Raw genomic sequence first — 14,979 nt, forward strand, 5'->3', positions numbered from 1 at the left:
GCGAGGACTCGTTCGCGCGAGGTGGTCCCGCGCGAGGTGGTGTAGCCGCCATGGATTCGATGGATTCGATGTCAATTGGGGCTACTGGGCATGAGATCCACCGTTGTGCGCCCTGTAACACCTACGAAGACAGGGGGAGAGGGGGACGCTCGTGGGAGGACCACTGGTTGGAGGACCGGACGAGACCAAGGGGGTGTCCGCAGGCCGCCGCGGGGTAGGCGCGGGATGATGTCGAGCGCGGGCCGGTACGCAGTGCCGGTCACAGCTGATCTATCGATCGCCACGGGCAGGAGCGGATCATGGAAGCTTCCCTGGACCGCATCGCCCAGCCCTGGGGAGCCCGTACGCCGTACGGGCGCGACGGATCGTGGCCGGTGCGTACGGACACCTGTCTGGCCGACGGAGTGAGCCCCGCTGACGTCCAGCGGTGGGTACGGGCTGCCTCGATCCTGCACTCCGACGGAGACGCCATGGACATCGCGGTCGTGGACGGCCGCATGGTCGGCGTGCGGGGCCGTGCGAGCGACCGCGTCAACCGGGGTCGGCTGGGTCCGAAGGACCTCTTCGGCTGGCAGGCCAACGCCTCCGCGGACCGGCTGCGCCGGCCCCTGATCCGCGAGGGGGGACGGCTCGTCGAGACCGACTGGCCGACGGCGATGGGGCGGCTCGTCTCCCGCTCCCAGGACCTCTTGCGCGAGCGCGGACCCGGCTCCATCGGCTTCTACACCTCCGGCCAGCTCTTCCTGGAGGAGTACTACACGCTTGCGGTGCTCGCCCGGGCCGGCATCGGCACGAATCATCTGGACGGCAACACCCGCCTGTGCACCGCGACCGCGGCCGAGGCGCTCAAGGAATCCTTCGGCTGCGACGGTCAGCCGGGCTCCTACGCCGACATCGACCACGCCGATGTGATCGCCCTGTTCGGACACAACCTCGCCGAGACGCAGCCCGTGCAGTGGATGCGGATCCTGGACCGTCTCGACGGCCGCGATCCACCCCGCCTGGTCTGTGTCGACCCCCGCCCCACGCCCGTGGCCCGGAGGGCCGAGGTCCACCTCGCGCCGCGAGGCGGTACCAATGTCGCCCTCCTCAACGCCCTCCTGCACGAGCTCATCCGGACGGACCGCATCGATCACGGCTTCCTCGCCGCCCACACCGTCGGCTTCGACGAGCTGTGCGCCCAGGTCGAGGAGTGCACGCCGGCGTGGGCCGCGGCCGTCTGCGACGTCCCGGCCGTCCGGACCACCGAAGCGGCAGAAGTCCTCGGCACGGCGGAACGGCTGTTGTCCACCGTCCTGCAGGGGGTCTATCAGTCCCCTCAGGCCACCGCGGCCGCCGTGCAGGTCAACAACCTGCACCTCGTTCGGGGCATGCTCGGTGGTCCCGGGGCCGGCGTCCTGCAGATGAACGGACAGCCCACGGCACAGAACACGCGGGAGTGCGGTGCCGACGGCGACCTGCCGGGCTTCCGGAACTGGCAGAACGACGAGCACGTGGCCGATCTGGCGAGGGTGTGGAACGTCGAACCGGAGCGGATCCCGCATTACGCCCCGCCCACCCATGCCCTGCAGATCTTCCGCTACGCCGAACAGGGATCCCTCGGCCTGCTGTGGATCAGCGGCACCAATCCCGCCGTGTCCCTGCCGGAACTCTCACGGATCCGCTCCATCCTCGCGCAGGAGCGGCTGTTCACCGTCGTCCAGGACCTGTTCCTGACGGAGACGGCCCAGCTGGCCGACCTGGTGCTCCCCGCCGCGACCTGGGGCGAGAAGACAGGGACGTTCACCAACGCGGACCGCACCGTGCACCTGTCCGAAAAGGCCGTCGAACCGCCGGGCCAGGCCAGGCCGGACCTCGAGATCTTCCTCGACTACGCCGCCCGTATGGACTTCCGCGACAAGGACGGTGCCCCCCTGCTCCACTGGCACGACCCGGAGTCGGCGTTCGAGGCCTGGAAACGGTGCAGCGCCGGCCGCCCCTGCGACTACACCGGCCTCACCTACGACCTGCTTCGCGGCCCCAGCGGCATCCAGTGGCCGTGCAACGAGCGCGCGCCCGAGGGAACGGAGCGGCTCTACACCGACGGCGTCAGCTGGGCCCGTCCCGACCTGTGCGAGACCTGCGGGAAGGACCTGGAGACCGGCGCCGCGGACTGCGCCGTCGACTACCGCGCCCGTAACCCCGACGGCAAGGCGATGATCAAGGCCGCCGCCTACCTGCCGCCCCACGAACCGACCAGCCCGGAGTACCCGTTCCAACTCACGACCGGACGGACGATCTACCACTTCCACACCCGGACGAAGACCGGCCGGGTGCCCCAGTTGAACGCCGCCGCTCCCGACGTGTGGGTCGAGGTGTCCGTCGCCGACGCCACCGAACGGGGCCTCGAAGAAGGAGACCTGGTGGAAGTCGCGTCTCCCCGGGGAAGCCTGCGCGGACGGGTGCGCGTGACCGACGTCCGCCAGGGGATGCTGTTCGTACCGTTCCACTACGGCTACTGGGACACCCCCGCCGGCCACGGCCCCGACGGCAGGACCCCCGGGCGGGCAGCCAACGAGACGACGGTCACGGACTGGGACCCGGCCTCCAAACAGCCCTTGTTCAAGACTTCGGCGGCCGCACTCACGCTCGTCGAGCGCGCGGAGGGCGCGTCGGCGCCGGCGCCCACCACCGCGGCCTCCGCCCCGGCCCGGCCGGGCAGCGCGCCCCCGACGGTCGGCGGTCCGTCCGCGCACGCCGTCCACGCGTTCGGCGACGGGCGGTCCGGGCGCGAGGGAGGTGTGCGGTGAACGGAACCCTATGGACCCTGCGGACCCTGCACCACGGAGAGGAAGACCTCGCGTCGGAGTTCCTCAGGGTGGCCGACACGCACCGTGACGAGCACGAGGTGCACCACGTCTCCACCGATCTGGCGCGGTGGTCCGCAGAGCACGCGAGGCGTCTGGCCGAGACGGGCGACGTCCAGGGGCCGCTCACGGACACGACGCTCACGGACACGATGCTCACGGGCACGACGCTCATGGACACGACCGCCACGCTCCGCCCGGACCGGCCCCGCACGGCACCGCCGTCCGGAGACCGGACGGGTGGGCCGGAGAGCGGGCTGGTCCTGCTGGAGGACCTCTGCGGCCTGCACCTCGCAGCCGCGCGCAACTCCCTCCACTGGGAGATGCTGGCCCAGACGGCTCAGGCCACCCGCGACGCGAAGCTCCTGGCCCTTGCCTCCTCCTGCCATCCCCAGACCCTGCGCCAGATGCGCTGGACCAACACCATGATCAAAAATCTCTGCCCCCAGGTGCTGACCAGCCTGTTAGCCCCACGGCTCTCGGCTCCCCTCGGAGGGCTCATGGCCCACACCACGCACCCGGAGCCCCTGTGCGACCGCGTTGACGTGGTGACCGGCGCCGCCCGGGGGCCGGGAGCCGCCACCGTCCGTGAACCGGCGCGGCGCGGAAGTGGCCCTGGTGGGACTGGAGGCGGCCGCGCACCTGGAGGAAGTCGCCGGCTCGCTGCGCAACGACGCCGCCCGCCGGGAGGCCGACGTCACCGATGACGCGGCGACGGCCGCCCCCGCACGTCAGATCGCAGCCCGGACGGCCGCAGTAGCGCTGCGTACCGGCCCGGTTATGATTTCTTTGTGGCCGAGGCCGCCGGCCGCCGCTCGCCAGTCGTACCGGCACGGCTCGTCGTCGTACCGGCCGCACCTTTTCCGGAGGTCGCGATGGATGTCCTGGTGCTTGTCGGACGCATTCTCTTCGCGGTGCTGTTCCTCGGTTCGGCGCTCAACCACCTGACACAGACCAAGGCCATGACCGGCTACGTGGAGAGCCGCGGCGTCCCGTCCGCAGCCGCGGCCGGCGCGGTGGCGGGCAGTGGACTGCTGCTCCTGGCGGGAGGCCTGATGGTGGCCGTCGGGCTCTGGGCGGACCTGGGCGCCCTCCTCCTGGCCGCGTTCCTCTTCCCGACCGCGGTGATCATGCACGCGTACTGGAAGGAGGGCGACGGCCAGGCCCGCCAGATGGAGATGGTGCATTTCCTCAAAGACATCAGCCTGGGCGGTGCCGCCCTCGTTCTGTTCGCCTTCTTCTCGTACGCCGGCCACGACCTCGGCCTCACGATCACGGGACCGCTGTTCCACATCGACTGAGTCAGTGGCAGCACGGCACGGTACGGGCGTCGGGCGGCGAATCGGCGCGCGCTGCGCGCTCCCGGGCCGTTACCCGCCGGTCGCGTTCCGCGCCGTCTGGAGAGCCTGATCGGCGATGGTGATGGCTTCTTGGTCGTGACCCGCCGCCTTCGCCGTCCGGGCCTGGCTGAGGGACACGCGGAGCAACTCGACGGTGTGCTCCGGCAGGCCGGACGACGCGACGACGCCTTCCAGCTCCCGGATGATGTCGCTTGCCAGGTCCTCGGACATCGTGCGTCTCCTTCAACCGTTGATCAAGGACTGACGACGTTGCCACGCCCTGTTGCGCGGGACAAGGCGCCGTGCTGCCCGACCACCCGGACGCGCGGCCGCCGCGAGCGCGGGCCCGGCCGTGAAGTGCTCGGCCGGAGCCGCCCGCTGCCGACGTCCTGAGCGGTCCCTCCGTATCCGCCCCGACGCGCGACCGGGGCGCGATCTCCCCGTACGGGTGACGTGCCGGGTGTTTTCGGCGCGGCGCGTGGGACCTGCCCTCGACAATTCCCCCGTCGGTTGCTCGGTGCGACGCAGGTGGGAGTCTCATGGCGAACGGTACTGTCCTACTGGCCTTGCGCGAGGATCCGCTGGGCCGGGGCGTCGGCGGTGAACAGCTGCGACGCATCGCCAAGGAGCTGGAGAACCGCGGGCTGGAAGTGCGGTGGGCGCGGACGGTCGAGGGGGCCGGCGCCGTACTGAGTACCGAGGCCGGGCTGACGGCCGCCGTCGTGGCGTGGGACCTCCCGCCGGAGAGCGGCGAAGAGGCCTCCGGCGGGGGCGGGACGGTGCTGCGACAGATCTCCCGCCGCTTCAAGGACCTGCCGGTCTTCGTGGTGATGTCCGAGACGTCGGACCTCGGCCTGGACCGGCTGCCCCTGTGGGTCGCGGAAATCGCCGTCGGCTACATCTGGCCGCTGGAGGACACCCCTTCCTTCATCGCCGGCCGGGTCGTCAGCGCGGCTCGCGCCTACGGTGACACCGTCCTGCCACCGTTCTTCAAGGCGCTGAGGCTGTTCGACGACGCGCACGAGTACTCCTGGCACACCCCCGCGCACTCCGGCGGAGTGGCGTTCTTGAAGTCACCGGTCGGCCGGGCGTTCTTCGACTACTACGGTGAGCGCCTCCTGCGCACCGACCTGTCGATCTCGGTGGAGGAGCTGGGTTCCCTCTTCGAGCACAGCGGCCCCATCGGCGACGCGGAGCGAAACGCGGCCCGGATCTTCGGGGCGGACCGGACGTACTTCGTACTCCACGGGAATTCCACCGCCGATCGGATGGTCGGCCACTACTGCGTCACCACCGACGAGATCGCCCTGGTGGACCGCAACTGTCACAAGTCGGTGCTGCACGGGCTGGTGATCTCGGGCGCGCGACCGGTCTACCTCGTCCCGACCCGCAACGGCTACGGCCTGGCGGGTCCCCTGCCCGTGAGCGAGACGCTGCCCGCAGCGGTGGCCGCACGCATTGCCGCCCATCCACTGCTGCCCGGGGCGGTTTCCCCGCAAGCCCAGTACGCGGTCGTCACCAACTCCACGTACGACGGCTTGTGCTGCGACACCGTGCGGACCGCGCGCGCCCTGGCACCCAGTACGCCCCGGCTCCACTTCGACGAAGCCTGGTTCGCCTACGCGCGCTTCCACCCGCTCTACGAGGGCCGGTACGGCATGGCGGTGGGCCCGGACACCTTCGAAGGCGACGAGCGTCCGACCGTTTTCGCCACCCAGTCGACGCACAAGCTGCTGGCCGCCCTGTCACAGACGGCCATGGTGCACGTCAAGTCCTCGCCGCGGGCACCGGTCGAGCACCATCGGTTCAACGAGGCGTTCATGATGCACGGCACCACCTCCGCCCTGTATCCGGCCATCGCCTCGCTGGATGTTGCCGCGGCGATGATGGACGGCCCGCAGGGCGAGTGGCTGATCAACGAGGCGGTCACCGAAGCGATCCGCTTCCGGCAGGCCGTCGTCCGTACCGGACGACGGATCGCGGCCGCCGGCGACCGGCCGCCGTGGTTCTTCGGCGTCTGGCAGCCGGACACCGTGACCGACCCGGCCGACGGGAGCAGCGTCCCGTTCGCCGACGCCTCCCCGGCGCTGCTGGCCGCCGACCCCCGTTGCTGGGAGCTGGACCCCGACGCGGACTGGCACGGCTTCCCCGGACTGAGCCGGGGACAGTGCCTGCTGGACCCGATCAAGGTGACGCTGACCTGCCCCGGCGTCGACGCGAGCGGCCGGGCGGACTCCTGGGGCATTCCTGCCCGGATCCTCACCGCCTACCTGGCCGGCCGGGGCATCGTCGTGGAGAAGACCGACACCTACACCGCCCTCGTCCTGTTCTCCATGGGCATCACCAAGGGGAAATGGGGCACCTTGATGGACGCCCTCATGGACTTCAAGGCCCTCCACGACGCCGACGCCCCCCTGCGCCACGTCCTGCCCCACCTGGTCGAGCGCCACCCACAGCGTTACGGCCGCTCGACTCTGCGCGGTCTGTGCCAGGACATGCACGAACACCTCACCCGCGCCGAACTGATCGACGCCCTGGACGCGGCCTTCCAGCAGCTGCCCGAACCCGTCGTGCCGCCCCGGACCTGCTACCAGCAGCTGATCCGGGGCGGCACCGAACGCCTGCGTCTGACCGACGCCGCCGGCAGGGTGGCCGCCGCCATGGTCACCGTCACCCCGCCCGGCATCCCCGTCCTGATGCCCGGAGAAGCCCTCGGGGATCCCGACAGTCCCGTCCTGCGCTACCTCAGGGCGCTGGAAACCTTCGACAGGGACTTCCCCGGCTTCCACAGCGAAGCGCACGGAGTGACCATCGACCCGGACACCGGCGACTACCTCATCGAATGCGTACGCCAGGACGTCCGGACGCGCTGGCGCTCATGACACCGGCACGCGCAGCCGTCAGGGCCCTCAGCGATCCGCGGCGCCGCGCCGCACTCGTCACTCACGGAGCCGCCGTTCAGATCCGCCACAGCAACCAGGGATCCTCGCGGCAGTCCTGCTGGAGGACCGGTTCGTTCTCCCGGCTCCCCGCCCGGGACGAGGCGCACTTGCCGCTGTGCACGTTGACCAGCTGCCAGGCACGGGAGGCGTCCTGGTACCGCACCGTCCAGAACTGGTCAGGGAACAGGCCCTCCCTGTCCCCGCAGTCGTACTGCGTGACGGGGGCGTCGTTGGTGACGCGGGCCGCCTCGACGGACAGGCACAAGCCGCTGTACCGGTTGCGCACCGAGTACACGGTGCCGGCCGTGCCCGTGGATTCCGGGGTGAGGTGCCAGCGCTGCTCAAGGCTGTCGCCACAGGACGACTGGATCAGGCCGTCGGCCGGGGCGTTGCTCCCCTCGGGCACGGACAGACACATGCGGCTCCCGGCGTTGGACAGCTGGAGCAGACCGTCCGAAGGGGACGGGACGGCCGTCGTGCCGGGAACGGGACCGCCGGTGGCGGTTGCGGCCCCGGAGGGCGAGGAAGAGGACGAGGACGACGGAATCGGAGAGGCGCCGTTCGCGGGCGACCCCGTCGATGCGGGGAGGCCGGGAGAGGCCGACGGGGGAGGCGACGCGTCCGGGAGCGTGCCGCCCGGAGACGAAGTGGAGGGCGTGGGGGTCGCGGGAGCCGATGGGCGCGCCGCGCCACGGGATCCCGGCAGCTGACGTTCCGCGGAGCCCTTCACGGCCGAGGTCGCCGCGTTCCGCTGATGGCCGACGGCGACCACGGCGACCATGGCGATCGCGGCGATCGCGGCGATGCCGAGGATCGCGGCCGCGGCGACACCAGCCAGCAGGGTGCGGTTGGGCCCCGGGCGCGCGGCCACGACGGCGCCCCCTCCCGCCGCGGGCCACGGCGCGAGGTCGTACGGCAAGGGCGGGGGCTCCGGGCCGTCCACCGGCCGGGCGGCGGCCGCCGACAACGGCCGATCGGTCCGCTCCAGGACGACACCCTCGAGGGCCGCACCATCGTGCGCCTCCCGGTGGCCTTCGCTGCCGAGCTCGCTCCGCACCTCCTGGTGCAAGCGCTCGGCTTCCCACCGGCCGTGCTCCAGCGCGTCGGCGATCCGCGCCAGGGCGAGGGTCACGTCGCCGCCGGCGACGGCGCTCCGGCCGTCCCCGGCGGGCAGTGCCCGGTACCGGGCCCTCGTATCGGCGAGCACCTGCCGAGCGGCCAGCCGGGCGGCCCACATCGCACCGAGCTGACCGAAAGCCCGTTCCACAAGTCCGTGTGACGGCGTTTCGGGCTCAGGTTCGGGCGCACCGCTCCCGTGTGCTGCCCGCCCGTCCGGCCCGTCCCGCCCGTCCGGCCCGTCCGGCCCGTCCCGCTCCTCCTGTCCGGCCCGAGGTGATCCGGCCTCCGGCCGGGGTGCGGGGGGCTCTTCCGTCAGCAGGGTGACGATCGAGAGCAGGCTCCTCACGAGGCGTTCCGATTCGGCGAGATCGGCTTCCGCGCGGCGGAGCGCCTCCTCCAGCTTCGGTTCGGGGCCCGCCTCCGCCTCGGCGATCAGTGCCGCCTCGTGGAGACCGCGCGCGCGTCGCAGCATCTCCTCGCGTCCACGTCCGTCCCGCACGCGGTCCCGTACGACGGTGTTGAGCCTTCCCAGGGGAATGATCCGGGCGGCGCACCGGTACTCGCTCCACATCGTCCTGCCGCCGCCGTAGCGCTGCGCCATCTCCCGCACCGTCAGCTCGGCGGTCAGCTCGACCAGGAGCAGGGCTAGGTCGTCGGCTGCTCGTGTCGCGCCCTTCATGTCCCCCTGTGGACGTCCCGTCCTGCCCATGGTCCCCCTCGGTTGTCCGCGGACAACCGAAGTTGTCCGTCCCCTACCCACCGGCTGGTCTGCGCGGTCCTGCCCGGACCGGCGCGGACAAGCACGGCGCCCGGCAGTGTCTGACAGCGGAGCGGCACCACGGAACACCGGTTCGGCTGTGCCGTCCACCACCAGGCACGCCGTTGTCTCGAATCCACCGGACAGACGGCGTAAGTGCGTCGGCACACGAGTGCGGGGGGCGAAGACCCCTCCGGCCGACGAACGACCGGCCGCACGGCCAGAGTGCGGCCGGTACCAGTCAGCATCCCCACCAGAGAGGTGAGCCAGTGACCAAGCACCGAACCCTGAGCACGGCCAGGTCGTGGAAGGTCGTCGTCGCACTGTTGATGACCTTCTTCGCATCCGCGGCGACGATGAGCGCGGCCAGCGCGGCCGGAGGCCGCCCGGACTTCTCGGCCCAGGCAGCCGCTCTCGGCCTGGACGGCACCCAGGCCGGGAACCTGCAGGACGAGGCCGATGGCTATCTCGCCCGGATGGGCGGAACGCAGGTCTCCGCCGACCGGATCGTCCTGCCCGGGGGACGGGGAGAGCTGCTCCTGCCCCTGCCGGGGGAGAGCCGTCCCCGCCACGCCGCGGCGGTGGGCGACGAACGAAGCCTGGCCGGCGCCTGCCCCTACACCTACGTGTGTGCCTTCTCGGGTCCGGATTTCACGGGCGTGGAGATACGCCTCTACAGCTGCGACACCATGACCGAGATTCCCTGGAGCGGCACCGGATCGTGGATCAACAACCAACGGTCCGCACTCCACGCGAAGTTCTACGACGTCAACCGGAACCTCGGGTGGACCTCGCCCGGCGGCTACAGCGAGGACCGCAACGCGCCGTGGGGATGGGTCTGGTACCTGAGCCCCTGCTAGGGAGGGCGTGAGGATCGACGCGACGGCCCGCAAGGCCGCGCACGCGACCCGGACGGAGGACGGCCCCGGCGTGGTGATCGCCGGGGCCGTCCTCCGTCCGGTGACGGCCTGTCACGAGGCCTCCGGTTCCCGGGTGTGCGCGGGGTGACCCGGGGTGCTGCGCACTGTCTTCAGCTTGGCTTCGTAGAGATGGTCGCGGCCGTCGGCGAGGTCACGGACCAGTCGCTGTTCGAGCGCGGCGAAAGGGCGGTGATAGGTCGCGTTGTACGCCTCGATGATCTGGAACGTCCAGTGGCCGGGGATGACGTTGCGTCCGATGATCTCGCGCCGCACGACCTCCGCCTCCCGGTGGTGGCCCGCCTTCCGCAGCAGGCGGACCGCATCGTCCAGTTCGAAGTCCGCCGTGCCGGTGAGCTGGTGGAAGCTGTAGAGGTGACCGCGGGCCCGCTCGGTGGTTTCCAGCGCCTTGGAAAGAGCCCCCAGAGCGGCCACCGTCTCCTCGCTCACTTCCCTCGGGCACTCGTGCCCCGCGACAGCGGCGGTCCGGTCGTCGTCACGTTCGTCCATGTCTGACAGCCCTTCCCCGGTGAGCAGACGCATGCGTCCGCATGCGTCCCAGGGGAACGCCCCGGGGGGAGTGGTCACGCATGCGGTGGGCAGTCGTCCGGTCGTGTGTACGGCGAAGGTCTCCGGTGGGGTGGAGCTTTCTGCAAAACACACCTGCCGGAGATCTTCGTGGCCCACCGTAATGCCAGGCCGGCCGTCTCCACGGGAGGCGGCTGCCGGCCGAACGTGTCGCATCAGGCCGTACGGTGGCGCCATGGCCGTCGGGACGGGTGCCCCGCGGGCCACGGCAGTCCGGCCGCGCGCCGCCTACGGGGTGGCGCACAGGGCCAGCGCGCTTCGCGCCAGCCCGCGCAGCCAGGCGTGGGCGGTGTCGGTGTCGTAGCGCTGGTGCCACGACAGGTAGATCGGCGCCGACGGGAGTTCGAGCGGCAGGGGGAGCACCACCAGGCCGAGGTCCGCGACCGCGGAACGCGTGGTGGCCTCGGGGACGCTGAGCACCAGATCGCCGTCGCGCGCGAACGCCAACGCCGCCGCCTCCGTGGGCGCGGTCGCCACCACGCGGCGGCTGAGGCCGAGCCGTGCGAGGGCGTCATCGAGGGCGTTGCCGAGGTTTCCACGTCGCGAGACGGTGACGTGCTCGGCGGCCGCGTACCGCTGCGCCGTGAGGGTCCCGCCGCGGGCCAGGGGGTGCCCCCGCCGCATGATGACGACGATGCGGGTCTCGCCCACGTTCTCGGCACGGATGTCCGGTGCGCCCGGCGGGTTGGCGTTGGCCTCCAGATCGACCTCACCGCGCCGCAACTCGGGGGTGTCGACGCTCGATTCCGCGACGAAGCGCAAGCGCACGCCGGGCGCCTGTCCCCGCACGGACGCGAGCAGCGCGGGTCCGCTCAGGGAGACCAGGGAATCGTGCCAGCGAAGCGTGAAAGTGCGCTCCAGCGTCGCCAGATCGAGTTCCCGGCTCGGTGCCAGGACCCCGTGGACCTGATGCAGCAGTTCGTGCACCTGCGCCCGGACGGCGATCGCATACGGCGTCGGGGTCATCGTGCGGCCGGTGCGCACCAGGATCTGATCCCCGGTCGTGCGGCGGATCCGGCCCAGACTCCGACTCATCGCGGGCGCGGTGACGTGCAGCCGGGCGGCGGCCCCGGCCACGCTCCCCTCCTCGAGCAGGGCGTCGAGCGCGGTGAGCAAATTCAAATCCAATTGCATGCGAGTAATCCTAGCCGTGCTTGACATGCAGTTGAAGTTAATGCCGGGCCTCCCTACCGTTGAGGCGTAAGCGCACGACGGAACGCGCGGCTCGGCCCCGTTCGACTTCACCGACCTCCTCAGACAGGAGCACCACCATGTCCGCGACACTTCAGACCTCGGCCCCCGCCCTCTCCGACGCCGACCTGCTCGCCCGGACCGTGATCGCCGTGCGCGCGGCCGGATCGGCGCTGCTCGAGCGCTTCGGCGAGGTGGTCCGCTACGACACGCGCGAAGAGATGATGCGCGCGCTCGCCGCCAATGACGACACGGCCCTCGACATCCTGCGCCCCCGCCTCACAGACCTCCGCCCGGACGCCGGCTGGGTGGAGGACGAACTCGACGGCGGGGCGCTGCCGCCCGGCGAGTGGTGGGTCGTGGACCCGGCCGAAGGCAACGTCAACCACCTGCACGCCCTGCCGGAATGGGCGGTCACCGCCACCCTCGTGCGCGAGAACCAGCCGGTCCTCACCGTGGTCCACCTGCCGGTGACCGGAGAGACGTACACCGCGCTCACCGGAGCCGGCGCCCATCTCGACGGCCGGCCCCTGCGCGTCTCCCCGACCGCGGACCTCGGCCTGAGCATCGTCGCCACCAGCCAGGCCCGACCCGACGAAGACGAAGAGGTTGTGCGGCGCGCCGGCTCCTCGATCACCGCGATGCTCCTCGACGCACTCGTCGTGCGCACCTCCGTGCCCGCGACCTTGCACCTGGTGAACGTCGCCGCCGGCAGGACCGAAGCCTTCTGGCAGTTCGCCGGGGCCCGCGCGGACCTGCTCCCCGGGGCGCTGCTCGTCCTGGAGGCCGGCGGACGGATCTCCGACGCCGAGGGCCGCCCCTGGACCCCGCAGAGCGACGGCTTCCTGGCCGCCGCACCCGGCGTCCACGCCGATGCCGTCGCGACACTCTCCCGCTGAACCCTGCCGAGAAACCGAAAGACCAAGAGGAGCGCATCGGTATGAACGAGATCGCAGTACTCGGGAACGGCCGCGTCGGCGGCAACCTGGCCGCAGCCCTCACCCGGGCGGGGCATCGGGTCACCGTGGCGGAGCGGGCGCAGGGCGCGGCCGCCGACGCCGCCCGCACGGCCCGGATCGTCATCAACGCCACACCGGGCGCCGGCTCACTGGAACGTCTCGCCGCCCTGCGCGCGGAACTGCGGGGCAAGATCCTCGTCGACGTCTCCAACGCGACCACCGACGGCCCGGACGGACTGCCCGCCGACCTGATCTACCCCGGATCCAGCCTCGCCGAACAGCTCCAGGAAGCGCTCCCCGAGACCCGCGTCGTCAAAACACTCAACACGATGCTCTTCCCGGTGATGACCGCGCCGTCCCTGCTCACCCAGCCGCCGACCGCGTTCCTCTCCGGTGAGGACCCGCAGGCCAAGCAGACCGTGCGCGACATGCTCACCGACCTCGGCTGGCGGAAGGAATGGATCACCGACCTCGGGGGCATCCGGACCGCGCGCGCCACGGAGGCCGCGATCCTGTTCGTGCCGCATGTGATCCGCTCCAGCGGATTCGCGCCCTTCGCGCTCTCCGTCGCCCGCTGAGCCGCACCCACCGCACGGCCGCGGGCGGGTTCGCGTCCCGCACGGACGCGACAGCGCGGCCGGGGGCCGGTGCCGGCCGGGCGGTGGGGGAGCGACGCGTACGACGCGCACCTGATGGGGGCCACCACCGCCGCGTGCCCGTCCGCCCGCCCGGTCGCGGTGGGGGAGGCGTGCGTAAGGTCGGTGGCGTGGGCCGACGGCGCGCCGCCACCGGTCCGACCCGCAGGAGGAACACGTGAAGATGGCTCAGTCGGGCGGACAGTCGCTCTCCGGCACGAGGGGGCCGGCCGACGGCATGGACGGCCTGCGCGAGCGTGGCTTCGCCCGCTACGGGGCCGAGCAGCTCGGCATCGCCCCGGCCGGCTCCGTCGCGGAGGACCTGGCCGTCATCCAGGAGGTCTGCGCGGACCTGCCGCCGGACCCGTACGCTCCCGGCACCCAACGATTCCGCCGGTACTCCCACGCCGTGTACCTGCCGTGGACGGACGCGCTGTCCTGGATTCCCGAAGTCGCCGACCCCGTCCACGGCACGGTCACCGAGCTCTCCCACGGCGATCACGACGCCGCGTCCCCGCGGCCGCGCCGCGTTCTGCCCGGTCTCCCCGAGGTGCTGCGCACCAACCCGTTGCTGCTGCGCGTCCTGCGCTGGGACATCGGACAGGTCCTGAGCCTGAAAGACCTGGGCAGGCGGCCGCTGTGGGTCGGTGTCCACGTGATCAAACTCGGCGTCGACCACCGCGGGCAGGTCGCCGTCTCGTCTCCGGACTGCCTTCACCAGGACGGAGGCTCGACGGGCACGTTCACCTTCGCCCACCTGATCAGCCGTAAGAACGTCGAGGGCGGCCAGAACCTCATCGCCACCGCGGACAGTGCGGGCCTGCGGCCCGAGGAGATCCCGACGGCGGACATCCACGCCCACTTCACCCTCAGCGACCCGCTGGAGGGCTACGCCGTCCACGACCACCGGGTCAGCCACTACGTGGGCCCGGTCCGCGCGGGATCGGATCCGGGGCCGGGTGAACGCTCCATCGTCATCGTCGGCATCGCCCCGTACGTCCCCCAGCTCTGACGGCAGAGCCGGGCCCTCGACTCCGCCTCCGCCGGATCGCGCGGGCCCGCCGTGCGGACCGCCCCGGTCTGTGGGCCCGCGAGGCGACGAGGACCCAACGGCCGCCTCCCGGTGCGCGGTCGGCGCCGACGTCGGGAGCCGACCGGAAGTCCGGCGGGAGGTGCGCCGACCTGCATTCCGGCCTATTGGTCCAGACCTATTGACCAGCCTCGGCATCCCTCCTACGATCCGGTCCGGCACAGCCCCACATGTCCCCACCTCACCCAGAGCCGGGCGTCACGCCCCCACGCGTCGGTCATGCCCATGACGCTCGGCGGGAAGGGAGCGCACCATGTTCCGTCGGAGGTCACGCACTCCGCGTCCGTCAGGCGTCTTCCGCCCTCGTGCGGACCCCGGCCGCCCCGAAGGCGACCAGGCCGGCCGGACCGGCCACACCGTGCTCGGACGCACCACGCTGCGGCGCTCCCTCGCCGCTCTGAGCGCCGTCGCCGTCATCGGCACCGGCCTGGCCGTGGCCGGCACCGTCTCGGCCGGAGCCGTCAGTACCAACCTGGTGGCCAACTCCGGCTTCGAGAACGGGCTCTCCGGCTGGGTCTGCTCCAGCGGATCCGGCACGGCCGTCAGCAGCCCGCCCGTTCCGGCGGCTCCGCGCTGAAGGCCACGCCGAGCGGCC

At 71.7% G+C, this 14,979-nt stretch carries 12 protein-coding genes and 1 pseudogene; 9 read left to right on the forward strand and 4 right to left on the reverse strand.

The genetic code is table 11. The annotated features are described in order from the left end of the window. Positions 1–299 precede the first annotated feature (299 nt). From ABZY44_RS03410 to ABZY44_RS03420, 3 genes and pseudogenes are all read left to right on the forward strand, one after another. Entirely contained in the window at positions 300–2,789 is a 2,490-nt protein-coding gene (locus ABZY44_RS03410) for a nitrate reductase (RefSeq protein WP_356649876.1), read from the forward strand. After that, positions 2,786–3,310, forward strand: a pseudogene (locus tag ABZY44_RS03415) (hypothetical protein); the annotation flags it as partial. The gene ABZY44_RS03410 and the pseudogene ABZY44_RS03415, both read left to right, overlap by 4 nt. Positions 3,311–3,721: 411 nt before the next feature. Continuing rightward, the gene (locus tag ABZY44_RS03420) at positions 3,722–4,147 is read left to right on the forward strand and encodes a DoxX family membrane protein (RefSeq protein ID WP_356649913.1); all 426 of its coding nucleotides are present in this window, start codon (positions 3,722–3,724) and stop codon (positions 4,145–4,147) included. Positions 4,148–4,216: 69 nt separating this feature from the next. On the opposite strand, the gene ABZY44_RS03425 is transcribed toward ABZY44_RS03420, so the two are convergent. Further along, a complete protein-coding gene (locus tag ABZY44_RS03425; protein WP_356649877.1) occupies positions 4,217–4,417 on the reverse strand; it encodes a hypothetical protein in 201 nt (66 codons plus the stop codon). Between the two features lie 308 nt (positions 4,418–4,725). Between ABZY44_RS03425 and ABZY44_RS03430 the strand changes: the two genes are divergently transcribed. Beyond that, positions 4,726–7,068, forward strand: a complete 2,343-nt coding sequence (locus tag ABZY44_RS03430) for an Orn/Lys/Arg decarboxylase N-terminal domain-containing protein (RefSeq protein ID WP_356649878.1) — start codon at positions 4,726–4,728, stop codon at positions 7,066–7,068. 76 nt (positions 7,069–7,144) lie between these two features. Here the strand turns inward: ABZY44_RS03430 and ABZY44_RS03435 are convergent, their stop codons facing one another. Further along, positions 7,145–8,926, reverse strand: coding sequence for an RICIN domain-containing protein (locus ABZY44_RS03435; protein ID WP_356649879.1), 1,782 nt, complete (start codon positions 8,924–8,926; stop codon positions 7,145–7,147). 347 nt (positions 8,927–9,273) lie between these two features. Here ABZY44_RS03435 and ABZY44_RS03440 point away from each other — a divergent pair, with 347 nt between their 5' ends. After that, the gene (locus ABZY44_RS03440; RefSeq protein ID WP_356649880.1) at positions 9,274–9,864 is read left to right on the forward strand and encodes a peptidase inhibitor family I36 protein; all 591 of its coding nucleotides are present in this window, start codon (positions 9,274–9,276) and stop codon (positions 9,862–9,864) included. Positions 9,865–9,975: 111 nt separating this feature from the next. Here the strand turns inward: ABZY44_RS03440 and ABZY44_RS03445 are convergent, their stop codons facing one another. After that, a complete protein-coding gene (locus ABZY44_RS03445; RefSeq protein ID WP_356649881.1) occupies positions 9,976–10,431 on the reverse strand; it encodes a hypothetical protein in 456 nt (151 codons plus the stop codon). Between the two features lie 306 nt (positions 10,432–10,737). Next, the gene (locus tag ABZY44_RS03450; protein ID WP_356649882.1) at positions 10,738–11,643 is read right to left on the reverse strand and encodes a LysR family transcriptional regulator; all 906 of its coding nucleotides are present in this window, start codon (positions 11,641–11,643) and stop codon (positions 10,738–10,740) included. Between the two features lie 137 nt (positions 11,644–11,780). Here ABZY44_RS03450 and ABZY44_RS03455 point away from each other — a divergent pair, with 137 nt between their 5' ends. The 4 genes from ABZY44_RS03455 to ABZY44_RS03470 all read left to right on the forward strand — a co-directional run bounded on the left by ABZY44_RS03455 (position 11,781) and on the right by ABZY44_RS03470 (position 14,961). Then, on the forward strand, positions 11,781–12,599 hold the full coding sequence (locus ABZY44_RS03455) for a 3'(2'),5'-bisphosphate nucleotidase CysQ (protein WP_356649883.1): 819 nt from the start codon (positions 11,781–11,783) through the stop codon (positions 12,597–12,599). Between the two features lie 41 nt (positions 12,600–12,640). Further along, positions 12,641–13,237 carry a 3-hydroxyacyl-CoA dehydrogenase NAD-binding domain-containing protein gene (locus tag ABZY44_RS03460; protein WP_356649884.1) on the forward strand — a complete coding sequence of 199 codons (597 nt, stop codon included), beginning with the start codon at positions 12,641–12,643 and terminating at the stop codon, positions 13,235–13,237. Positions 13,238–13,478: 241 nt separating this feature from the next. Further along, entirely contained in the window at positions 13,479–14,306 is an 828-nt protein-coding gene (locus ABZY44_RS03465) for a 2OG-Fe dioxygenase family protein (protein WP_356649914.1), read from the forward strand. 436 nt (positions 14,307–14,742) lie between these two features. Beyond that, positions 14,743–14,961: a hypothetical protein gene (locus ABZY44_RS03470; RefSeq protein ID WP_356649885.1), complete on the forward strand. Its 219-nt coding sequence runs from the start codon at positions 14,743–14,745 to the stop codon at positions 14,959–14,961. The last annotated feature ends 18 nt before the right edge of the window (positions 14,962–14,979 follow it).

Source organism: Streptomyces sp. NPDC006544 (assembly GCF_040611715.1).
GTDB lineage: Bacteria > Actinomycetota > Actinomycetes > Streptomycetales > Streptomycetaceae > Streptomyces.